The 22,118-nt window shown below is 71.6% G+C and carries 21 protein-coding genes; 7 read left to right on the forward strand and 14 right to left on the reverse strand.

Going from position 1 to position 22,118, the window contains the following annotated elements:
- The first annotated feature begins 54 nt into the window (after window positions 1-54).
- Entirely contained in the window at window positions 55-600 is a 546-nt protein-coding gene (locus IE317_RS34920; RefSeq protein WP_191315640.1) for a DinB family protein, read from the forward strand.
- Here the strand turns inward: IE317_RS34920 and IE317_RS34925 are convergent.
- On the reverse strand, window positions 568-1,173 hold the full coding sequence (locus IE317_RS34925) for a rhomboid family intramembrane serine protease (protein ID WP_191315641.1): 606 nt from the start codon (window positions 1,171-1,173) through the stop codon (window positions 568-570). The genes IE317_RS34920 and IE317_RS34925 overlap by 33 nt on opposite strands.
- Before the next feature lie 74 nt (window positions 1,174-1,247).
- Here IE317_RS34925 and IE317_RS34930 point away from each other — a divergent pair, with 74 nt between their 5' ends.
- Window positions 1,248-2,282 (forward strand): zinc-dependent alcohol dehydrogenase family protein, encoded by a 1,035-nt coding sequence (locus tag IE317_RS34930; protein ID WP_191315642.1) that lies wholly within the window; start codon window positions 1,248-1,250, stop codon window positions 2,280-2,282.
- Between the two features lie 55 nt (window positions 2,283-2,337).
- Complete coding sequence (locus IE317_RS34935) at window positions 2,338-3,783, forward strand: aldehyde dehydrogenase family protein (protein WP_191315643.1); 1,446 nt, start codon at window positions 2,338-2,340, stop codon at window positions 3,781-3,783.
- On the opposite strand, the gene IE317_RS34940 is transcribed toward IE317_RS34935, so the two are convergent.
- The 3 genes from IE317_RS34940 to IE317_RS34950 form a co-directional block, all read right to left on the reverse strand.
- Window positions 3,780-5,285, reverse strand: a complete 1,506-nt coding sequence (locus IE317_RS34940; protein WP_191315644.1) for an FAD-binding oxidoreductase — start codon at window positions 5,283-5,285, stop codon at window positions 3,780-3,782. The genes IE317_RS34935 and IE317_RS34940 overlap by 4 nt on opposite strands.
- Window positions 5,286-5,356: 71 nt before the next feature.
- Window positions 5,357-6,064 carry a maleylpyruvate isomerase family mycothiol-dependent enzyme gene (locus IE317_RS34945; RefSeq protein WP_191315645.1) on the reverse strand — a complete coding sequence of 236 codons (708 nt, stop codon included), beginning with the start codon at window positions 6,062-6,064 and terminating at the stop codon, window positions 5,357-5,359.
- Window positions 6,065-6,074: 10 nt separating this feature from the next.
- Window positions 6,075-7,802 (reverse strand): GMC family oxidoreductase, encoded by a 1,728-nt coding sequence (locus IE317_RS34950; RefSeq protein WP_191315646.1) that lies wholly within the window; start codon window positions 7,800-7,802, stop codon window positions 6,075-6,077.
- 154 nt (window positions 7,803-7,956) lie between these two features.
- Between IE317_RS34950 and IE317_RS34955 the strand changes: the two genes are divergently transcribed.
- Window positions 7,957-8,151 (forward strand): DUF397 domain-containing protein, encoded by a 195-nt coding sequence (locus tag IE317_RS34955; protein ID WP_191315647.1) that lies wholly within the window; start codon window positions 7,957-7,959, stop codon window positions 8,149-8,151.
- Here IE317_RS34955 and IE317_RS34960 read toward each other — a convergent pair.
- From IE317_RS34960 to guaB, 3 genes are all read right to left on the reverse strand, one after another.
- Entirely contained in the window at window positions 8,135-9,268 is a 1,134-nt protein-coding gene (locus tag IE317_RS34960; RefSeq protein ID WP_191315648.1) for a GuaB3 family IMP dehydrogenase-related protein, read from the reverse strand. The genes IE317_RS34955 and IE317_RS34960 overlap by 17 nt on opposite strands.
- Window positions 9,269-9,345: 77 nt before the next feature.
- Complete coding sequence (locus IE317_RS34965; protein ID WP_191315649.1) at window positions 9,346-9,858, reverse strand: hypothetical protein; 513 nt, start codon at window positions 9,856-9,858, stop codon at window positions 9,346-9,348.
- A 134-nt stretch (window positions 9,859-9,992) separates the two neighbouring features.
- A complete protein-coding gene (gene guaB, locus IE317_RS34970; protein WP_191315650.1) occupies window positions 9,993-11,504 on the reverse strand; it encodes an IMP dehydrogenase in 1,512 nt (503 codons plus the stop codon).
- A 146-nt stretch (window positions 11,505-11,650) separates the two neighbouring features.
- Between guaB and IE317_RS34975 the strand changes: the two genes are divergently transcribed.
- Entirely contained in the window at window positions 11,651-12,046 is a 396-nt protein-coding gene (locus IE317_RS34975) for a DUF5319 domain-containing protein (RefSeq protein ID WP_003073549.1), read from the forward strand.
- Window positions 12,047-12,112: 66 nt separating this feature from the next.
- Here IE317_RS34975 and IE317_RS34980 read toward each other — a convergent pair whose 3' ends face one another.
- The 5 genes from IE317_RS34980 to IE317_RS35000 all read right to left on the reverse strand — a co-directional run bounded on the left by IE317_RS34980 (window position 12,113) and on the right by IE317_RS35000 (window position 17,195).
- Window positions 12,113-13,048: an anti-sigma-D factor RsdA gene (locus IE317_RS34980; RefSeq protein ID WP_191315651.1), complete on the reverse strand. Its 936-nt coding sequence runs from the start codon at window positions 13,046-13,048 to the stop codon at window positions 12,113-12,115.
- Complete coding sequence (locus IE317_RS34985; RefSeq protein WP_026468912.1) at window positions 13,049-13,621, reverse strand: sigma-70 family RNA polymerase sigma factor; 573 nt, start codon at window positions 13,619-13,621, stop codon at window positions 13,049-13,051.
- Between the two features lie 376 nt (window positions 13,622-13,997).
- Window positions 13,998-14,594, reverse strand: a complete 597-nt coding sequence (locus tag IE317_RS34990; RefSeq protein ID WP_003073605.1) for a response regulator transcription factor — start codon at window positions 14,592-14,594, stop codon at window positions 13,998-14,000.
- A gap of 131 nt (window positions 14,595-14,725) precedes the next feature.
- Window positions 14,726-15,580, reverse strand: coding sequence for a hypothetical protein (locus IE317_RS34995; protein WP_191315652.1), 855 nt, complete (start codon window positions 15,578-15,580; stop codon window positions 14,726-14,728).
- A 709-nt stretch (window positions 15,581-16,289) separates the two neighbouring features.
- Window positions 16,290-17,195: a MerR family transcriptional regulator gene (locus tag IE317_RS35000; RefSeq protein WP_191315687.1), complete on the reverse strand. Its 906-nt coding sequence runs from the start codon at window positions 17,193-17,195 to the stop codon at window positions 16,290-16,292.
- Between the two features lie 248 nt (window positions 17,196-17,443).
- Here IE317_RS35000 and IE317_RS35005 point away from each other — a divergent pair, with 248 nt between their 5' ends.
- Window positions 17,444-17,746 carry a WhiB family transcriptional regulator gene (locus IE317_RS35005; protein ID WP_033261506.1) on the forward strand — a complete coding sequence of 101 codons (303 nt, stop codon included), beginning with the start codon at window positions 17,444-17,446 and terminating at the stop codon, window positions 17,744-17,746.
- A 160-nt stretch (window positions 17,747-17,906) separates the two neighbouring features.
- On the opposite strand, the gene groL is transcribed toward IE317_RS35005, so the two are convergent.
- Both groL and groES read right to left on the reverse strand, forming a co-directional pair.
- Window positions 17,907-19,520: a chaperonin GroEL gene (gene groL / locus IE317_RS35010; protein WP_191315653.1), complete on the reverse strand. Its 1,614-nt coding sequence runs from the start codon at window positions 19,518-19,520 to the stop codon at window positions 17,907-17,909.
- 92 nt (window positions 19,521-19,612) lie between these two features.
- Window positions 19,613-19,906, reverse strand: a complete 294-nt coding sequence (groES, locus tag IE317_RS35015) for a co-chaperone GroES (protein WP_004559922.1) — start codon at window positions 19,904-19,906, stop codon at window positions 19,613-19,615.
- 330 nt (window positions 19,907-20,236) lie between these two features.
- Here groES and IE317_RS35020 point away from each other — a divergent pair, with 330 nt between their 5' ends.
- Window positions 20,237-22,114 carry an N-acetylmuramoyl-L-alanine amidase gene (locus IE317_RS35020; RefSeq protein WP_191315654.1) on the forward strand — a complete coding sequence of 626 codons (1,878 nt, stop codon included), beginning with the start codon at window positions 20,237-20,239 and terminating at the stop codon, window positions 22,112-22,114.
- Window positions 22,115-22,118: the final 4 nt, after the last annotated feature.

Consider the following 22,118-nt stretch of genomic DNA (forward strand, 5'->3'; position numbering starts at 1 on the left):
GTCACCCGGGATTCAGGGCCGTCCCTGTCCTCGATCGGGCTTACGGTGCCCGGTATGGCGGTGAACTGGACGAAGGAACTGACCGATCAGCTCGGCTTCCACTGGGAGGTGCACACGCGCCCGAAACTCGAAGGGCTCACCGACGACGAGTACTTCTGGGAGCCGGTCACGGGCTGCTGGACCGTGCGGCCGCGCAAGTCCGACGACGAACCGGGCACGGGCCCGTTCACCATCGACTGGGCCTACCCCGAGCCGACGCCCCCGCCGGTCACGACGATCGCCTGGCGGCTCGGCCACATCCTCGTCGGAGTGCTGGGCGCGCGGATCGGGTCCCACTTCGGCGGCGAGCCGATCGGCTACGACACCTACCCGTACCCCGGAACGGCCGCCGAAGCGCTGTCGGAGCTCGACAAGCTCTACGCGCAGTGGGTCGCCGGGGTGCAGTCACTCGACGAAGAAGCCCTCGCGCGGCCGTGCGGCCCGGCGGAGGGCCCGTACGCGAAGTACCCGATGGCCACGCTCGTGCTGCACATCCACCGCGAGATGATCCACCACTGCGCCGAGGTCCTACTGCTGCGCGACCTGTACCGGAGCCGGTAGCAGCAGGAAACCCAGCACCAGTCCGAGCAGGGCGGGGAGGCCGTGGTTGTCGTGCAGGACCGTGTCGGCCACGGCCAGCACCGGCACCGCGAAGGCCATGATCCGGAACTGGACCGGCAGCACCACGCCGTAACGGCGCGACGCCACCATGGCCACGGCCGCGAGGCCGCCGATCAGGCCGGCGGTGCACATCGAGTTGCCCGCGCCCACCGGGTTGAGCCAGACGTAGCTCATGAACTGGCCGAACAGGCCGCAGGTGAAGTACAGGACGAGCCAGCGGACGCGGCCGAAGACGCGCTCGGCGAGGATGCCGAACACCGCCAGCCACGCCAGGTTGAAGACCAGGCCGAACGCCCACGCGTCCTGGAAGAACATGCCGGTGAGCAGGCGGTACCACTCCCCCGCGTCGATGCGGGCCGCGTCGCGGTGCATCGCGTCGTACAACGGCGGGTGCACCAGCTGCGCGATTCCGCAGGCCAAGGTGACCACGAAGACCGCGGCGGTCAGGTACGGACGGCGGCGCACCGGAGCGAGCGCCACGAACGGGTTGCGGGATGCGGTGCGCGTGGTCATGGACGAAAATCTAGGCGCGCCACCGCCGTCGCACCCCCGACGTTTGTCACGAACCTCCACGGGAAGGCCCCAGTATGCGAGCGACAGTCATCTACGGCGCCGGTGACGTGCGGGTGGAAACCGTCCCCGACCCGAAGCTGGTGGAACCGACCGACGTCATCCTGCGGGTCGTGCGGTCCTGCATCTGCGGTAGCGACCTCTGGCCGTACGCCGACATGGCGCCGAGCGAGCACGGCCGCCGCATCGGGCACGAGTTCCTCGGGATCGTCGAGGAGACCGGCGCGGACGTCACCACCGTCACCAAGGGCGACCTCGTCATCGCGCCCTTCGTCTACTCGGACAACACCTGCCAGTTCTGCCGCGAAGGCCTGCAGACGTCGTGCGTCCACGGCGGGTTCTGGGGCGCGAAGGGCGTCGACGGCGGTCAGGGCGAAGCCGTGCGGGTGCCGCAGGCCGACGGCACGCTCGTCAAGGTTCCGCACACCGAGGACGACGACCTGCTGGCCTCGCTGCTCACGCTGTCCGACGTCTTCCCGACCGGCCACCACGCCGCGACGAAGGCACGCGTGAGCGCGGGCCAGAACGTCACCGTGATCGGCGACGGCGCGGTCGGCCTCTCCGCGGTCCTGGCCGCGAAGCGCCTCGGTGCCGAGCGGATCGTCCTCATGGGACGCCACCGCGCGCGGACCGACCTCGGCCGCGAGTTCGGGGCGACCGACGTCGTCGCCGAGCGCGGCGAGGAGGGCATCGCGAAGGTGCGCGAGCTGACGAACGGCGAGGGCACGCACGCCGTTCTCGAATGCGTCGGCACCAAGCCCGCCTTCGAGATGGCCGTCGGTGCCGTGCGCGCGGGCGGTGCGGTCAGCCGCGTCGGCGTCCCCCAGTACGAAGAGGGCCCGATCGGCCCGGCGCTGTTCCGGCGGAACGTCACCGTCACCGGCGGTGTCGCCCCGGCCCGGCACTACATCCCCGAGCTGCTGCCGGACGTCCTCGACGGCAAGTACCAGCCGGGTCGCGTCTTCGACCGGACCATCGACGTCGAAGGCGTGCCGGACGGCTACCGCGCGATGGCGGACCGCGAAGCGCTGAAGGTGCTCATCAAGCCGTGACCCGTCCGGGTGGGGGTCACTCGGACGCGCCCCCACCCGCATTACGTTGGTACGCATGGACATGATCACCCCCGAGCCGCGCCCCGCCTGGATCGCCGGCCGCCCGGAGCCGGGCGCCACCACCCTCGTCGTGCACCACCCGTACGACTGCAGCGAGGTCGCCACGGTCGCCGTGCCCGGGCCGGACCAGGTCGAACGCGCGGTGGCCGCCGCGGCCTCGGTCGCCAAGGAGTTCCGGCGCAGCCCCGCGCACCTGCGCGCGGGCGCGCTCGACCACGTCTCCCGCGTGCTCGCCGCGCGTGCCGAGGAGATCGCCGAGGTGATCACCGCCGAAAACGGCAAACCGCTCAAGTGGGCCGAAGCCGAGGTCAAGCGCGCGGTGTCGGTGTTCCGCATCGCCGCCGAGGAGGCCCGCCGCTTCACCGGTGACGTCCAGCGCCTCGACACCGACCCCGCCGGCGAGGCGCGGCTGGCGCTGACCCGCCGCGTCCCGCGCGGGCCGGTGCTCGGCATCGCGCCGTTCAACTTCCCGCTCAACCTGGTGGCGCACAAGGTCGCGCCGTCACTGGCGATCGGCGCGCCGATCATCGTCAAGCCCGCGCCGCGGACGCCGTTGTCGGCCCTGATCCTCGGTGAGATCCTGGCCGAAACGGACCTGCCGGAAGGCGCGTTCTCCGTGCTGCCGCTGGGAAACGAGGAAACCCAGGCGCTCGTCGCCGACCCGCGGCTGCCGGTCGTGTCGTTCACCGGCTCGGGCCCGGTCGGCTGGTCGCTCAAGGACGCCGCGCCGCGCAAGCACGTCGTGCTCGAGCTCGGCGGCAACGCGGCGGCCGTCGTGCTGCGCGACTGGCCCGACCCCGAAGGCGCGGCCCACCGGATCGCCACCTTCGGCAACTACCAGGCCGGCCAGTCCTGCATCGCGGTGCAGCGGGTGATCGTGGACGCCGCCGTGGCCGAGGAGTTCGTGCCCGCCCTGGTGGAAGCCGTCGAGGCGCAGCGGACCGGCGACCCGTACGACCGCAACACCGACGTCGGCCCGGTGGTCGACGAAGCCGCCGCCGAGCGGATCGTCGCGTGGATCGACGAAGCCGTCGAGGCCGGCGCGAAGGTGCTCACCGGCGGCACCCGCGACGGCGCGACCGTCGCCCCGACGCTGCTCACCGACGTCCCGCCGGACACGAAGGCCTGGAACGAGGAGATCTTCGGCCCGGTTCTCGCAGTGTCCATTGTGGACGGCGTGGACGCCGCGTTCCGCTCGGTCAACGCCTCCGCCTACGGCCTGCAGGCGGGGGTCTTCACCACCGACGTCCAGCTGGCGTTCCACGCGTCGGCCGAGCTGGAGGTCGGCGGCGTGATCATCGGGGACGTCCCGTCCTACCGCGCCGACCAGATGCCCTACGGCGGCGTGAAGGGCTCCGGCTTCGGCCGCGAAGGCGTCCTGGCCGCGATGCACGACCTGACCGAGGAACGCGTCACCGTCTTCACCGACATCGACCTCTAGCTGACGACGCCCTGCCCGAACCGGAAGACGTTGTAGGGGTCGTACTTCTTCGCGACGTCCTGAAGCCGCTTGGCGTTGTCGCCGTAGTAGGCGGTCTTCCAGTCGGGCAGGGCGGGGTCGATGTAGTTGACGTACCCGCCGCCCGCGCCGGCCGCGGCGAGGCCCGCGACGACGTCGCCGACCGCCTGCGTGACCTTCGTCCGGGTCTTCGCCGTCGCGGGCGCGTAGACCTGGACGCTGGCCAGCGCGTCGCGGTGCCAGAACGCGGTGGCGTCCTTGGCCGGCCCGGCGACCGCGCCGCCGAGGCCGTCGATGAGCAGGTCCATGCCCTGCCTGCCGTCGGCGACCGCGACGACCTTCGCGGCGTCGACCGGGGCGGTGATCATCCGCGAGGACGCGACGAACGACTGGCGGTTCGAGCTGCCCTCGAAGTACTTCATGGCGCCCAGGTAGTCCAGGGTCTTCACGACTCGCTGGGTCGGCCGGGCGCCGGCGTTGGTGGTCAGATTGTTCAGCAGCGTGGTGAGCCCGGCGGCACCTCCGACGTAGCAGCCGCCGACCCGGCACTGCACCGGCGACCCGCCCGAGAGCACCAGGTTCGCCCAGAGCTCCGGCGGCATCGCGGCGATCCACTGCTGCCACGCCGCGAGCACGCCGGCGCCCGACCCGGCCGGGAAGTGCAGCGAGAACACCGTCAGCTCCTGCGGCGCCGGATCGGTGTCGAAGGTGAACTCGGTGACGACGCCGAAGTTGCCGCCGCCCCCGCCGCGCAGTGCCCAGAACAGGTCCGGTTCGGAGTTCGCGGACGCGGTGAGCGCCCGGCCGTCGGCGGTGACGACCTGCGCGGAGCTCAGGTGGTCGCAGGTCAGGCCGTACTTGCGGGCGAGCACGCCGATGCCGCCGCCGAGGGTCAGCCCGGCGATCCCGACCGTCGGGCAGGACCCGGCGGGCAGCGCGCGCCCGGCCCGCGCGAGCCCGGCGTAGACGTCCTTCAGCTTCGCGCCGGCGCCGATCACCGCCTTGCCGCCCTGGACGTCGACCTTGTTCAGCGCGGCCACGTCGATGACCAGCCCGCCCACCGGCACCGAGTACCCGGCGTAGCTGTGGCCACCGCTGCGCGCGGCGATGGTGACGCGCCCGGCGGTCGCCCGGACGCAGGCCTGGACGTCCGCGACGCTGGACACGGTCGCGACGGCGACCGGGTTGTTGCCGTCGAACAGCTGGTTGAAGCCGTGCCTGGCGGTGTCGTAGCCGTCGGTGCCCGGGCGCAGCAGGCTGCCGGTCAGCTTGCTGCGCAGGTCGTCCCAGTTCGGGGGCCCGGTGGGCAGCCCGGTGCCGGACGGCGCGGACGTGGGTGGCGCCGGGGCGGTCGAGGCGACCGGGGCCGCGGGCTTCTCCGGCCCGCACGCGGCGGCGACCGCACCGGCGGCCGAGACGCCCGCGATCCGCAGGAACGTCCGGCGGCGGACGCCGGGCCGCCCCTGGTCGTGCTCACTGTCCACAGCGGACTCCTCGGTGCCGGGACGCCCAGTGTAGAGCGGGCGCAAGCCGTTCACCGGGTGGCACGGGCCGGTCACGCCCAGGCGGGGAGCGCGGGCACGGCACCGTCGAGTGCGGCACCGTCGGAGCGCCCGCTGAGCCAGGCCAGCAGCGCCCCGGCCGACCCGCGGACGGTCGTCTTCGGAGCGGTCCCCATCGTCCACTCGAACCCGTCGGCGGCCAGGCGCAGCGCCGGGAGGTGGGCCGCGCGCGAGGTGATGGCGTGCTCGACGACGTCCTCGGTGAGCGGGCCGAGCAGCGCGAGCACGCGGTCGAGGTCGTAGCCGCGGTCGAGGTCGGCGAGGTGGATGGTCAGTTCGGACAGCCGCATCCGCGCCACGACGGCCCCGGTGACCGGCGCACCCTGCCGGTTGCGGGCTTCGCGCGCCCAGGCGTCGTCCGGCATCGCGGCGGCGTACTGCTCGAACCGCCCGGCCGACGCGACGAAGTCCGCGAGCAGGTCGGCGGCCCCCTGCTGCGAGCCGGTCTCGATGTCGCGCTCACGGGCCTCGGCGCTGGGGTACATCGGGGTTTCGACACCGGTGTTCGCCCAGACCAGCAGGTTCTGCAGGCCGTCGGCGTTGCGGGCGACGTGCGCGAGGACGTGGGCGCGCGACCAGCCGGGCAACGCGCTGGGGGCGCGCAGCTCAAGCTCGCCGAGGCCACCGATGGCCCGCGCCCATTCGTCGTCGAGCTTCCGGATGCCGTCGAGCAGTGCGTGTGCCTTTTCGGATGCCGTCACGGCCCCGAGTCTAGGAGGATCGCCCCCAAGAGGATCGGCGCAGCGCGGCGGGGGCTTCGGCGGGGACGGCCGGGTTCTTCGGCGCGATCGGCTCCAGCCGCACGTACGGCGCCTCCTGGGCCGGTCGCAGGTCCTGCTCGCCCTTGTTCGGCCAGAGGGAGAACGCGCGCTCGGCCTGCGCGGTGATCGTCAGGGACGGGTTCACGCCCAGGTTGGCGGTGATCGCCGCGCCGTCCACCACCGACAGGCCCGGGTAGCCGAACACGCGGTGGTACGGGTCGATGACGCCCTCGTCGGCCGTGGCACCGATCGGGACGCCGCCGATGAAGTGCGCGGTCAGCGGGATGTCGAAGATCTCGCCCCAGGTGCCGCCCGCGATGCCGCCGATGCGCTCGGCCGTGCGCTCGTTGGCCTCGTGGCCGGCCGGGATGAAGCTCGGGTTCGGCTCGCCGTGGCCCTGCTTGGACGTGTACTTGCGGCGGCCGAACAGCCCGCGCTTCGTGTACGTCGTGATCGAGTTGTCCAGGCTCTGCATCACCAGCAGGATCACCGTGCGCTCGCTCCAGCGGTAGCCGTTGAGCAGCTTCGCCGCCTGGACGGGGTGCTTGAGCATGAACGTGACGGCCTGCCGCCAGCGCGGCACCGGCGAGGCGCCGTCCGTCGCGATCGTCTGCAGCAGGCTCATCGCGTTGCTGCCCTTGCCGTAGCGGACCGGCTCGATGTGGGTGTTCTCGTCCGGGTGGATGGACGAGGTGATCGCGACGCCGCGGCTGAAGTTGCGGCTCTCGTCGACGTCGGTTCGGGCCGCGCCGATGATGGCCTCGGAGTTCGTCCGGGTCAGCTCGCCCAGCCGGCGCGACAGCTTCGGCAGCGTGCCGGTGTCCTTCATCCGGTGCAGCAGGTTCTGCGTGCCCCAGGTGCCGGCGGCGAAGACGACCTTCTCGGCGGTGATCGTGGTCCGGAACTTCTTCGAGGTCGTCCCGGTCTTCTTGAGGCTGACTGCGTAGCCGCCGTCGATCGGTTTCACGGACGTCACGGTCGTCAGCGGGATGACCTGCGCGCCGTCCTGCTCGGCGAGGTAGAGGTAGTTCTTGACCAGCGTGTTCTTCGCTCCCACGCGGCAGCCGGTCATGCACGAGCCGCACTCGGTGCAGCCGGTGCGCTCGGGGCCCGCGCCGCCGAAGTAGGGGTCCTTCGCCCGCTCCCCCGGCTTGCCGAAGTAGACGCCGACCGGCGTCGGGTGGAACGAATCCGCGACACCCATGTCCTTCGCGACGTCCCGCATCACGACGTCCGACGGGGTCATGGTCGGGTTCGTGACGACGCCGAGCATGCGGCTCGCCTGGTCGTAGTGCGGGGCGAGCTCGGCCTCCCAGTCGGTGATGTGCGCCCACTGCCGGTCGCGGTAGAACGGCTTGAGCGGCCGGTACAGCGTGTTCGCGTAGACGAGCGAACCGCCACCGACACCGGCGCCCGCCAGCACCATGACGTCGTTGAGCATGTGGATGCGCTGGATGCCGTAGCAGCCGACCTGCGGCGCCCACAGGTAGCGCTTGAGGTCCCACGACGTCTTCGCGAATTCGTCGTCGGCGAACCGGCGGCCCGCTTCGACGACGGCTACCCGGTAGCCCTTTTCGGTGAGCCGCAGCGCCGCGACGCTGCCTCCGAACCCCGACCCCACCACGACGACGTCGTAGTCGGGGCCACCCGCGCTGGTGGTGGTGTTACTGGCAGTCACACCTGGAGCGTAACTCCGGCTCCGCGTTCTGACCAGAGGTAAGTTACTCGCCGGTTATGGTTGTCCGACGACAACAGTGGGTAACCTCAACAGTGGTCGATGTCCACGTCGGCGAATCACCGCCGGTCGGGACACAAGGGCGGGAGACACCACGATGAGCCCACGAACGCTCACCGGTTGGCGCAAGTCGAGCCACAGCCACTTCGAAGAGAACGCCTGCGTCGAGATCGGCACCGGCCCCGGCGTGGTCGGGGTCCGGGACACCAAGCAAGCGGTGCCCCGGCCGGTCCTCCTCTACTCGGCGACCGCCTTCGCCGCGTTCCTCGAGCACCTCACCGCCGGACGGTGAGGCCCACCCGCTGGAACTCCTTGAGGTCCGAGTAACCCGTCTTCGCCATCGCGCGGCGGAGCGCCCCGAAGAGATTCACCACGCCTTCCGCGTCGGACGACGGCCCGAACAGCAGGGTCTTGAGGTCCACGGCGTAGTCGGGGCCGGCCGCCACGCGTGAGCGCGGCAGCGACGGGTGCGCCGCGGCCGCCGTCCAGTACAGGCCCTGACCGGGCGCGTCCGAGGCGGCGGCCAGCGGAGAGCCGAGCATGACGGCGTCCGCGCCGCACGCGATGGCCTTGGCGATGTCGCCCGACACCGTCATGCCGCCGTCCGCGAGCACGTGCACGTACCGGCCGCCGGTCTCGTCGAGGTAGTCGCGGCGGGCGGCCGCGGCGTCGATGATCGCGGTGGCCATCGGGACACCGATGCCGAGCACGCGGTCGGTGCTCGTGACGCCCGGCGTGTAGCCGTGCCCGACGATGACCCCGGCCGCGCCGGTGCGCATGAGGTGCATCGCGGTGCGGTAGTCGCTGACGCCGCCGGCGATGACGGGCACGTCGAGCCGGCCGATGAACTCCTTGAGGTTCAGCGGTTCGGCGTCGCGCTGGACGTGCTCGGCGGAGATGATCGTGCCCTGGACGACGAGGATCTCGACGCCGGCCGCGATCAGGTCCGGGGTCAGTTCGGCGGCGTGCTGCGGGCTGACGCGCGCGGCCACCGTGACGCCGGATTCGCGGACGGTCTTGATCGCCTCGGTCAGCAGGTCGAGCCGGATCGGCGCGCTGTGCAGCTCCTGGAGGACGCGGCCGACCGCGGTCGGGTCCTCGAGGTCTTCGGCCGCGCGGACCAGCTGGAAGATGGCGTCCTCGACGTTGGCGTGCCGCGCCCAGAGCCCTTCGGCGTTGAGCACGCCCAGCCCGCCGAGCTCGCCGACGGCGACGGCGGTGCCGGGCGAGACGATCGCGTCGGTCGGGTGCGTGACGAGCGGCAGGTCGAAGCGGTAGGCGTCGATCTGCCACGAGGTGGACACCACCGAGGACGAGCGCGTCCGCCGCGACGGCACGATCTCGACGTCGTCGAGGTCATACGCCCGCCGCGCGGTGCGGCCCATCCCGATCTCGACCAGGTCCCGCACGTGAAGCCTCCTCCGCCGACGACAATCTGCCGTGCCCCATTGTCGCTAGGCCGCGTGGGTGACCTGCGCACGGGGGTCTACACCCGCACGAAGACCGCGACCGGCGCCAGCAGTGCCCCCAGCGCCAGGGCCAGCCAGGTCGCCACCGGCGGGTACAGGGTGAGCCGGACCGCGCCGATGTACACCGCGCCCAGGGCCAGGAGCGCCGCGAAGATCAGCAGCACCGGCCGCACCACTCCGGGACGCAGGTCGACCACGCCGCCGCCGGCACCGAGGTACGCCACACTGCCGTCCGCCTTGGAGATGTCGAGCACAACCGGCTGGCCCGCCGGGAGGTCGAGGCCCGGGTCGACCGCCGTGATGTCGTAGCGGCGGCCGCTCGCGTCGATCGAGACAGACTGGCTCTCCACGCCCTCGTCACCGGCGACCGGGAGCGCGCCGCGCGTGTGGGACACCACCTGGCCCTCGACGCGGTACGTCGGCGCGTCGCGGCCGGCCAGGACCTGGCACATCAGGCACACCACGCCGCCGAGGAACAGGGACACCAGGGCGACGGCGGTGAAGAACACCCTGCGCAGCAGGACCGTCATGTGTCCTAGTGCACACCACAGCGGCCACGCAAGGCGATAGGCCGATTACGGTAAGCACGCTAGGTCACGGTGACACAGCGAGAAGCCCGCACTTCGGATCGGTTCCGAGTGCGGGCCGCGCCGCCGGCGGTGACTCAGCGGGTCGTGTAGTTCGGGGCTTCCACCGTCATCGTGATGTCGTGCGGGTGGCTCTCCTTGAGCCCGGCCGCGGTGATCCGCACCAGCTGCGCCTCCTGCAGCTGCGCGATCGTCTCGGCACCGGCGTAGCCCATCCCGGCGCGCAGGCCGCCGACGAGCTGGTGCACGACGTTCGCGAGCGGGCCGCGGAACGGGATCCGGCCCTCGATGCCCTCGGGGACCAGCTTGTCCTCGTTGAGCACGTCGTCCTGGGCGTAGCGGTCCTTCGAGTAGGACTTGCCCTGGCCACGGGACTGCATCGCGCCCAGCGAGCCCATGCCGCGGTAGACCTTGAACTGCTTGCCGTTGACGAGGATCAGGTCGCCCGGGGACTCGGCGGTGCCGGCGAGCAGGCTGCCCAGCATCACCGTGGACGCGCCGGCCGCGATGGCCTTCGCGATGTCGCCGGAGTACTGGATGCCGCCGTCGCCGATGACCGGGATGCCCGCCGGCCGCGCCGCCTGGTCGGCCTCGTAGATCGCCGAGATCTGCGGCACGCCGACCCCGGCCACGATCCGGGTGGTGCAGATGGAGCCCGGGCCGACGCCGACCTTGATGCCGTCCGCGCCCGCGTCGACCAGCGCCTGCGCGCCCGCCCGGGTCGCGACGTTGCCGCCGACGATGTCGACCGACTCGCCCAGCTCCTTCTTCAGCAGCGAGACCGTGTCGACGACCGCGCGGGAGTGCCCGTGCGCGGTGTCGACCATCAGCACGTCGACGCCGGCCTCGGCCAGCGTCATCGCGCGCTTGTGCCCGTCGACGCCCACGCCGACCGCGGCCCCGACGATGAGCCGGCCGTCCGGGTCCTTCGTCGCCTTCGGGTACTGCTCGGTCTTCACGAAGTCCTTGACCGTGATCAGGCCGCGGAGCTTGCCCGCGCCGTCGACGATCGGCAGCTTCTCGATCTTGTGACGGCGCAGCAGGCCGAGCGCGGCGTCCGCGGACACCCCGACCTGGGCGGTGACCAGCGGCGCCTTCGTCATCACCTCGGACACCGGGCGGCTGTGGTCGACCTCGAACCGCATGTCGCGGTTGGTGATGATGCCCACCAGCGTCCCCGCCGCGTCGGTCACCGGCACGCCGGAGATGCGGAACTTCGCGCACAGGGCGTCGACCTCGGCCAGCGTCGCGTCGGGCGCACAGGTGACCGGGTCGGTGACCATGCCGGCCTCGGACCGTTTGACGACCTCGACCGCGGCGGCCTGCTCGTCGATCGGCAGGTTGCGCTGGAGCACGCCGATGCCGCCCTGGCGGGCCATGGCGATGGCCATCCGCGCCTCGGTGACGGTGTCCATCGCCGCGGACACCAGCGGGACGCCGAGGGTGATGTTCCGGGTCAGCCGGGTGCTCGTGTCGACGGTGCTCGGCACGACGTCCGATTCGGCCGGCAGCAGCAGCACGTCGTCGAAGGTCAGGCCGAGCATCGCGAACTTGGCCGGAACGGGGGCGGTGATGCCGTCGCTGGTCATGCGGGTGAAGGGCCTTCCTGGCGCGGGATGAGCAGGTCGCTGTGGTCAATCAAGATCAACTGGCGACTCGGAGCCTTCTCCTCATGATATCCGCCGCCCACCGCCCGCCCCGGGCGGTGGGCGCGCCGCCGAGGCGGCCCGGTACCGTGCAGGCCGTGGCGCACGATGTCCTGCCTCCAGACCCGTTCGCGGACGACCCGGACGACCCGGCCCGCGCTTTCGGAGACCCCGAGGACCGGCTGGACGAGCCGATCAGCGACTCCGAACGCACCGAACTGCTGGCCGATCTCTCGGATCTGGCCGTCTACCAGGCCCTCCTCGAACCCCGCGGGGTGCGCGGGATCGTCGTCGACTGCGGTGAGTGCGACGAACCCCACTACCACGACTGGCACCTGCTGCGAGCCAGCCTCGAACAGCTGCTGGCCGACGGGCGGATGCGCCCGCACGAGCCGGCCTACGATCCGAACCCCGGCGACTACGTGAGCTGGGACTACTGCCGCGGCTTCGCCGACGGCGTCACGGCCAACGAGAGCGCCTACTGAGCGCGCTTCCCCCGGACATGAAAAAGCCCTGGTGAGCTTCCTCACCAGGGCTTTTCCATGTCCGTTCTACGGCGTTTCGCTGACGCCCTGCGACTGACCGCCGGCGGACTCGCTGCGCGGCGTGCCCGGGTCGTTGCCGGTGGCGCCGGTGGTGGTCGGCGGCGGCGGCGTGGTGGTCGGCGGCGGGGTCGTGGTCGGCGGCGGGGGCGTCGGCGTCGGGGTCGCGCTGCCCGGCAGGCTCGTGGTGCCGCTGCCGCTGCCCGGGAGGGACGACGCCGACCCGGCCGGCGCCGCCTGGCTCGTCGGCGCGCCGGGCGAAACCGGCGGGACCGAGGTCTGGATCGGGCCCTGGACCGGGGCTTCGGGGTTCTGGAGCTGGGCGGCGAGCTGCCGGTGCTGCTCCATCAGCTGGTCGCGGTTCTCCTCGTCGGTGACCTGCGACAGGGCGGCTTGGGCGTCCTGGAGGGCCTGGCGGGCGGCGTCGAGGTTGCCGCCGGCGATGGCGAGGTTGGCCTTCTCGAGGTCCAGCTTCGCGGTCGCAGCCGCCTCGACCGAACGGGTGTGGTCGGAGTAGAGGACCTTGGCGAGGCCCCACAGCGTGTCTCCGGGCTGCGCGGAGCGCGCGGCCAGCCCGGTGCCGGTGAACGCGATCGCCAGTACGGCGGCGGCGACGGCGACCGGGACGAGCAGCCTGCGGCGGCGTCCGCTCGAAGCGTGCCGCTTCGCGAGGGCGGCGGTACTGACGGTGCGCACGGCGGTGTCGACGTCGACGAGCTCGGCCAGCGGCTCGCTGTCGATGTCTCTTCGCCACGCCACCAGCAACGCGTTGAGCTCCTGGTCGCCGAGACCGTCGGCCAGCGCCGGGTCGGACCCGCCGAGCGCGTCGAGCAGGGCGTCGTCGGCTTGGACCGCCGACAGGTCGGCGGCGAACTCCGCCTCCGACGCCGTGAGGCCACTGCCCCAGACGTCATCCGGCTCGAATCTCTTCTCGTGACCGGTCACTCAGATCACCTCCTCCGCGGCCAGGACCTTTCTCAGCCGCGCGAGGGCGCGGTGCTGGGCGACGCGGACGGCGCCGGGGGTGGAACCGACCGCATCCGCGGTCTCCTCCGCCGACAGGCCGACGACCACGCGCAGCACCACGATCTCCCGCTGCTTGTCCGGCAGCACCTGCAACAACTGGGACATCCGCTCGTTCAGCTCACCTTGCAGCGCCCGCTGCTCGGGGCCGACCCCACCCTCGACCTCGTCGGGGATCTCGGCCACCGGTTCGGCCCGGTTGCGCGCCGCCGCGCGGTGCGCGTCGGCCACCTTGTGCTGGGCGATCCCGTAGACGAAGGCCAGAAACGGGCGGCCTTGATCGCGGTACGAGGGCAATGCCGTTAGCACCGCGAGACACACCTCCTGCGCAACGTCGTCCGCCGAAGCGAACGATCGCTCCTGCCTGCCAACCCGGGCGCGGCAATACCGCACTACCAGTGGACGGATAGCAGCCAGCAGCCGCTCCACTGCCTGGGGATCTCCCTCGACAGCAGCGGCGACCGGCTCATCCAGTCCATCCCCCACATTGGCCATCGCAGACAACAGTCCCAGTGTTACGTGTAGGTGTGCAAAGAACCCGGCCCGTGGTCGCCTCCACCGCGCACCGGTGACCGCTACCGTACCGTCGGCTTGCTCCGGACCGGCGCGCGCGGTGTGCCCGGGCGTGCCGCAGGAGCTGGAGCCGCGAAAACACGGTTCGTCGTGCTGAACTCGCGGTCGAGGTCGCCGATTCAACGAGCGAGCCCGGTTGCGGGTACGAGATCCGCCGGGGCGGCGGGGTGGCGGGTGGGAATCCGCCGCGTCGAACGCCGGTGCGTGATGGGGACCACACAGGTGCGGGCCAGGGCGATGCGCCCTGGCCCGTCGTCACCTGGGAACCGGCCGTGTCAGGAACGGGGAGAGCGGCAGGTCAGCTGACCAGGCCGCGGCGGAAGCCGTGGGCGACGGCCTGCGCGCGGTCGCGCACGCCGAGCTTGCGGAACAGCCGCCGGGCGTGGGTCTTGACCGTGTCCTCGGACAGGTAGAGCTCGCGGCCGATCTGGCCGTTGCTCTTGCCCTGGCTCATCCCGCGGAGCACCTGAAGCTCGCGCTCGGTCAGCTGGACGCCCGGGTCGGACGGCTGACGGGGCGCGGGCACCGAGGTGCTCGCCAGGGTGTGGGCCAGCGCGGCGACCAGCTCCGGCCGGGACGCGTCCCAGCGGAGGTAGCCGCGGGCACCGCCGGCGATCGCGGCGGCGATGCTGCCCGCGTCGTCCGGGGCGCCGAAGACGATGACGTTCGCCTGGGGGTTGGCCGAGACGAGCCGCCGGGTGGCTTCGACACCCGTCGGGACCGCGCGTTGCGTCCCGACCAGCACGACGTCGACGGGCTGACGGGAGTACCGGGCCAGCAGCTCGTCACCGTGCGCTACGCAGTCGATGCGACTGACCCCAGGGACCGCGGACATCACTCGGGTGAGCCCTTCACGGACACTGCGTCGGTCGTCGCAGATCAAGACCGTCGTCACGGGGTTTCCTTCCTGCAGCCGGGTGACATTCCTCTTCCCCTATCGGACGCTTTAGCCCGAACCTTGACACGATCCGGTGGCTTTTTTTGAACTTTCTTAGCCCGGATGCCGGAACACCCCATTCCGACGGCTCAACCACCCGGGACGGGCACCCATGGTGATTCCCCCGCAACCCTCCTCCCGCAAGGATCTGCGCTTCGTAACACTGCGTGCAACACCTGCGCCACTCTGAATCGATACTCCTCGGCGTGTCCTGGGCGCAGGTCGGCCGCGACGAGCGCCGCCGGCCACAAAAGTGAAAGGAGTTCGCATTCCTCCGCCGTCGCCATTGCGTTTCCGACAAGGTCGTCCGAAATCTTCCGGTGATCGGGATCCCCGGCGGCGAGGAGGGACACGGCCAGCACTATCTCGGATTTCACGGAGTGCCGCCGCGCGCCCCGCGCTCGCGCGGTTTCCCGAGCCCGCTCGGCATGCGGGACGGCATCGGCGCCCTGACCTGCGGCGAGTTCGATTTCGGCGCCCACCCACCCGCCGCGGACCTCGGCTCGCCACCCGGCATCCTCGGCTCGCGCCCGCTCGGCGAGCCGGCGGGCGGCGGTGAGGCGGCCCAGCGCGAGGTTGTCGGCGGCCAGGCCGAGCAGGGCGTCGGCTCTGGCGCCGGCCGCGTCGAGGCCATCGGGGTCACGCTCGGTTTCCAGGGAGGCGGCTTTGGCGTAGGCCTCACCGTCGAGCGAGCGGGCCTGGCGGTGGCCCCCCAGCTGCCGCCGGTGCGAGGCGAGGGTGCTGGCGGCGAGCGAGGCGACGACCAGGTCATGGTCGTGCCGGAGGGCGCCGAGGAGGGCGGCGGCGGAGGCGTACCGCCCCTGCGCACCGAGCACGACGGCGGCGAGCAGCCGCGCCCGCGGGCTGCCGGAGCCGCGCATGACGGCGGGATCGGGTAGCGAGTCACTCCCGAACGCGGCGGCCCTGAGGGCGGGTTCGTGCACGGGTCCTTTCTAGCGGGTGGGTCCGACAAAAACATGATCGAAGTACCGCCAGTGGGCAGTGACGCCCTGCCCGTCGCCGGCAGGTTCCGGCCAGTCGGTCGGTTGTTGCGGGGCGGAAGCCGGGATCTGCCGGCCGGGCTCGGCGCGGAGGTGCGGCTGATTGAGCGGGGCCGGGGCGCCCTTGGCCGACCGGCAGCTTGGTGCCCACCACCCCGAAGCCGCAATTGTGACGATGGCCGGCAGCACCGCGTCAAGGCGGGAAAGCGTGCCTTGACCCGGCGCCACCGGCCGTGTTCTGGCTTCGTATCGGGGTGCAGGGAGGGGTCTAGGTGGGGTGCGGGTTGGGCGTCAACGTCCCGTTCGGGCCGGTAAAGCCCTTGCGAAGGCGCCCCCCTCGCGACCAGACAAGCCCCACCCGATCCCTGGGGGCTGACCCCGGTCCAGTCTATCGGCGCCCACCGACGAACCGGCCGGATCCGGGGCCGGGCGGCCGAGTTGTCCCCAGCCTTCGCCGGTTGTGGACAACCGCTACCGCCACCCCCTCAGCCAAGGACGGGAATGACTCCTTGCGGACCTCGCCCCCTCATCCGAGGTCGCGAACGACTGATTGCTGACCTCCCCTCACCCGAGGTCGCGAACGACTCATTGCGGCCCCCTCGCCGGAGGTCGCGAATGACTCATGCGGCGCCCCTCGCCGGAGGTCGCGGCGCTACCGGCGCGCGCCGACCAGGACGTGCTCGATGCGGTCCGCCGCGCTCGGCAGGTCCGTCAGGAGCTCCACCTTGTCCGGCAGCCCCGCCGGGTCCCAGCCCGGGCCGCACGCGAACAACCGGCTCCGCTGCCGCCCGCGGGAGACCCGAGCGAACAGCCGGGCGTCCGCCACCCCGCGGCCGTGGGCCCACAGCACCACCGCCGCCGGTGCGCTGCGGCGGACCGCCACCGCCAGCACCTCCGCCGGCAGCGGCACCCCGAACAGCTGCGCGCCGATCCGGCGGCCGGCCAGGGATGCCGCCAGTGCGTACATCGGCATCGAGTCGCGCTCGTCCGGGACGCAGCCCAAGAGGACCGGGCGCGTGTTGCGGGGCTCGTCGAGCACCGGGGTCGCCCGGACCAGCGCCGCGAACACGCACTCCGCCAGCAGGTACTCGACCTCGGCCCCCGCGCTCGCGCCGCGCCACCGGGCGCCGAGCGCCGACAGCACCGGCTCGATCACCCCCGTCCACGCCGGGAGCACGCCGAGCTCGGCGATGGTGTCCGCGAGCATGCGCTGAACCGCGCCGACGTCCATGGCCAGGGCCGCCGTGCTCAGACGGCGGGCCAGGCGGGAGCGGACCTCGAGGGCGTCGTCGGCCGCCGACACGTCGGCCGGTTCGGAAGGCTCCTCCGGCTGCGGTGGCCCGGACCGCGGGATCTGTTCGAGGGCGTAGCGCGCCGCCTCGGCCGTCGACGCGCCGCTCAGCAGCGCGCGCTGCATCAGTTCGAGGCGGCCGATGTCGGAAGTTCCGTAGCGGCGGTGACGGCCGTCGGTGTGCCGGCTGGGACCCAGTCCGTAGCGGCGGTCCCAGGTTCGGAGGGTGGACGGCGCGACCCCGAGCCGGCGGGCGACCGAGGCCACCGGCAGGGTGGGTTCTTCGGTGCCCGACCCAGCTCCCACGAGGCTCAATATCCAGGCACCCAGCGCGGTCGGCAACCGGAGGCGAACGCCCTGCTCACACCTACGGGGGATGCCTAACGGCTGAATCGGGCCGGATCGCTTGAACAACTATTGGCGCGCTTCTAACGTTACCGCCGTTGCACCGAATGGAGTATCGACACCACAGCAGAGCAGCTAGCGGCATCGACCGAATGACGGAGGCGGTCAGGATGGCAGACACGCGCAGGCTCCCGGGACCCAACGCCGACATGTGGGACTGGCAGCTCGAAGGGTCGTGCCGGGGGATGGACAGCGCGTCCTTCTTTCACCCGGACGGCGAGCGCGGCCCGGCGCGGGCACGGCGGGAGGCCAGAGCGAAAGCCGTCTGCCTGAGCTGCCCGGTCTTGGAGATGTGCCGCAGCCACGCGCTGGCGGTGCACGAGCCGTACGGCATCTGGGGCGGGCTCTCGGAGTCCGAGCGGGAACACATCATCAAGTCGGACAAACGCGCGCTCAGCATGTCCGGCGGCTGAGCGCACCACCGGCTGGAGACACAGACATCGGAGGGCGGCACCGGGTGGGGTGCCGCCCTCCGTGCCCTCCAAGGGCACTTTCACGTGAAAGTGCCCGCGGGCGAGACGGGAACGGGGCGGCACCTCGCGAGAGGTACCGCCCCGTCTTCGTGGAACTGCGTCAGTGCGAGTGGCCGTGGCCCGCCGCGGCGGGCTCCTCCGCGGCCGGCTTCTCGACGACGGAGCTCTCCGTCGTCAGCACCAGCCGGGCGATGGAGGCGGCGTTCGCCACCGCGGACCGGGTCACCTTGACCGGGTCGACGATGCCGGCGGCCAGCAGGTCGGTGAGCTCGCCGGTGGCGGCGTTGAAGCCCTGGCCCCAGCCCTGCTCCTGCACCTTGTTGACGATGACCGCGCCCTCGTGGCCCGCGTTGGTCGCGATCCAGAACAGCGGGGCCGTCAGCGCGTCCTTGACGATGCGGACGCCGGTGGCTTCGTCACCGGAGAGGCCGAGGCCGCCCTCGAGCTCCTTGACCGCGTGGACCAGCGCCGAACCGCCGCCGGGCAGGATGCCCTCCTCGACGGCCGCCTTGGTCGAAGCCACGGCGTCCTCGATGCGGTGCTTGCGCTCGTTCAGCTCGGTCTCGGTGGCCGCGCCGACCTTGATGACCGCGACGCCGCCGCCGAGCTTCGCGAGCCGCTCCTGCAGCTTCTCGCGGTCCCAGTCGGAGTCGGTCGTCTCGATCTCCTTGCGGATCTGCGCGACCCGCCCGGCGATGGCGTCCTTGGAGCCGGCACCGTCGACGATCGTGGTGTCGTCCTTGGTGACGACGATCCGGCGGGCCTTGCCCAGCGCGCCGAGGTCGACGTCGGACAGCTTGCGGCCGATCTCCGCGGAGATGACCTCGCCGCCGGTGACGACCGCGAGGTCGTCCAGGAACGCCTTGCGGCGGTCGCCGAAGAACGGCGCCTTGACCGCGACGGCGGTGATCGTCTTGCGCAGCGAGTTCACCACGAGGGTGGACAGCGCCTCGCCGTCGACGTCCTCGGCGATGATCAGCAGCGGCTTCTTGGCCTCGACGACCTTCTCCAGCACCGGCAGCAGGTCGGCCAGCGCCGAGATCTTCTCGCGGTGCAGCAGGACGTAGGCGTCCTCGAGGATCGCCTTCTGCTCCTCCGGGTTGGTCGCGAAGTGCGCCGAGAGGAAGCCCTTGTCGAACTGGACGCCCTCGGTGATCACCAGCTCGGTCGCCAGGGTCGACGACTCCTCGATGGTGATGACGCCGTCCTCGCCGACCTTCTCGACGGCTTCGCCGAGCAGGGCGCCGATGTTGGCGTCGCGGGAGGTCACGGTGCCGACCTGGGCGATGTTCTCGCGGCCCTTGACCGGGGTGGCCTTGGCCTTGAGGACCTCGATGACCTTCTCCGCGGCGGCCTCGATGCCGCGGCCGATCGAGGTCGGGTTGGCGCCGGCCGCGACGTTGCGCAGGCCGACCTTCACCAGCGACTGCGCGAGCACGGTCGCGGTGGTGGTGCCGTCACCGGCGACGTCGTTGGTCTTGGTGGCGACGCTCTTGGCGAGCTGCGCGCCGAGGTTCTCGAACGGGTCGTCGAGCTCGACCTCACGGGCGACGGTCACGCCGTCGAGGGTGATGGTCGGGCCGCCGAACTTCTTGTCGAGCACGACGTGGCGACCGCGCGGGCCGAGGGTGACCTTGACCGCGTCGGCGAGCTTGTTCACCCCGCGCTCCAGCGCGCGACGAGCGTCCTCGTCGAAGTTGATCTGCTTGGGCATAGCGTGTTCCGCTTACCTTTCTCTGAACGCAAGAACGCCCCGCTCCCCGGCTTGCTGCGGGGCCCGGGGCGTCATTGCGCTGCGAGCGGACGTCAGTTGATGACGGCCAGCACGTCGCGGGCGGACAGGATGAGGTAGTCCTCGCCGTTGTACTTGACCTCGGTGCCGCCGTACTTCGAGTAGATGACGACGTCGCCGACGTTGACGTCCAGCGGGACGCGGTTGCCCTTGTCGTCGATCCGGCCCGGGCCCACGGCCAGAACCTTGCCCTCCTGGGGCTTCTCCTTGGCGGTGTCGGGGATGACGAGGCCGGAAGCGGTCGTCTCCTCGGCCTCGCTCGTCTGGACGACGATCTTGTCCTCGAGCGGCTTGATGTTCACGCTCACCGGGTTGACCTCCACGGTCGTCGAAAGCGTTGGCAGGATGTGGTTACGGCTCTACCACCCCCGCCGTCGCGGGTGCCGGGGCTGTTCGGGCCGTGCATTTAGCACTCTAGCCAGGTGAGTGCCAGTCGTGCAAGGAGGGTCCACCCGACGTGGGACAGCGCCGCCGGACGGGCCCTGACCGGCTCCTTTGCCGCGGGCGGGCATCCGCGGGGAACGGGCGGACGACTGCGGACCCCGGCGGAGAGCGGCCCCCATCAGCGGGTCGGCCCTTACCCCGGGGGTGAGTTTCTGGTTAGGTTCTCACCTCTGGCACCTGCACCCTGGGGGTTCATGCCCATGCCCGTCCCGAGAACAGCAGCCGTAGCAGCCACCGTCGCCCTCCTCACCGGCCTGGCCGCCGCGCCGGCCCGAGCCCAGGCCGACCCCGCCTCCCAGCGCCAACGCGACTTCGCCGCCGCCGCGAAGGAGTTCAACGTCCCGGAGAACGTCCTCCTCGGCGTCTCCTACCTGGAGTCCCGCTGGGACGCCAACGCCGGCACGCCCAGCACGTCGGCGGGCTACGGCCCGATGCACCTCACCGACCTGCGCGAAGCCGGTGTCGCGGGCACCCACCACGACGAAGGCACCGAAGACCCTCGCGGCGACGACGCCCGTCCGGCCGTCCACCCGCAGGCCGGCCCCGCCGCGCCGCCGCCCACCCTGCAGACCGTCGACGAGGCCGCCCAGCTCCTCCGAACCGACGCGAAAACGCTGCGCACCGACCCCGCCCAGAACATCCGCGGCGGCGCGGCCCTGCTCGCGAAGTACAACACCGACGGCAACTGGTACGACGCCGTCGCGAAGTACAGCGGGTCCACCGGAGACGCCGCGCAGACCTTCGCCGACGAAGTCTTCGACACCATCAAGACCGGCACCGCCCGGACGACCGACGACGGCCAGCAGGTCACGCTGGCCCCGACGCCGGACCTGGCCGTCCCGCAGCACGCCGACCGGACACCGGCCGGCGTCGAATGCCCGCGCCGGGTCACCTGCGAGTCCGTCCCCGCGCCGTACCAGGAGCTGCCGAAGGACGACTACGGCAACCACGACCTCGCGAACCGGCCCGAGAGCCAGAAGATCGACCACATCGTCATCCACGACACCGAGGGCTACTGGGCCAACGTCCTCGACCTCGTCCAGGACCCGACGTACGTGAGCTGGCACTACACCATCCGCTCGGCCGACGGCCTGATCGCCCAGCACGTGCCGACCAAGGACGTCGCCTGGCACGCCGGCAACTGGTACGTCAACGCGAAGTCCATCGGCATCGAGCACGAAGGCTTCGCCGCGAAGGGCACCTGGTACACCGAGGCCATGTACCGCTCGAGCGCGAAGCTCGTCGGCTACCTCTCGCGCAAGTACGGCATCCCGCTCGACCGCGCGCACATCATCGGCCACGACAACGTGCCGGGCACGACGCCGACCACCATCCCCGGCATGCACTGGGACCCGGGCCCGTACTGGGACTGGTCGCACTACTTCGACCTGCTGGGCGCCCCGCTCGGCGGGTTCGGCCTGCCCGGCTCGTCGCTGGTCACCATCGACCCGGACTTCGCGAAGAATCAGCCCGCGTTCACCGGCTGCGACAAGTCCGGCAGCGGCACGCCCTGCGCGCTGCGGGGCTCGGAGGCGGTCGTGCTGCACTCGGAGCCGAGTGAGTCCTCGCCGCTGCTGGTCGACATCGGCCTGCACCCGAACGGGACGCCGTCGACCATGGACGTCGCCGACGTCGGCAGCCGCGTCGCGACCGGGCAGCGGTACGCCGTCGCCGAAGTCCGCGGCGACTGGACGGCGATCTGGTACCTCGGCCAGAAGGGCTGGTTCCACAACCCGCGCAACGGCCGGGTCGCGAAGCCCGCGATCGGCTGGGTCGTGACGCCGAAGCCCGGCCTCGCCACGGTGCCGGTGTACGGCCGCGCCTACCCCGAGCCGGAGGCCTACCCGGCCGGCGTGACCGTGCAGGCCATCACGCCGCTGCCGTACACGCTTTCCGCCGGCCAGAAGTACTCCTCGGGCGGGACCGTCGGCTCCGAGTACTACTGGGCGACCACCTTCGACCCGGCGAACCACGTGGTGGTGAAGGGCAAGCTCAAGTACGTCCAGATCCAGTTCGGGCACCGGATCGCCTTCGTCAAGGCCGACGACGTCCGGATCGTCCCGGCGTTCTGACCCG

The organism is Amycolatopsis bullii (assembly GCF_014654205.1).
GTDB classification, from domain to species: Bacteria; Actinomycetota; Actinomycetes; order Mycobacteriales; family Pseudonocardiaceae; genus Amycolatopsis; species Amycolatopsis plumensis.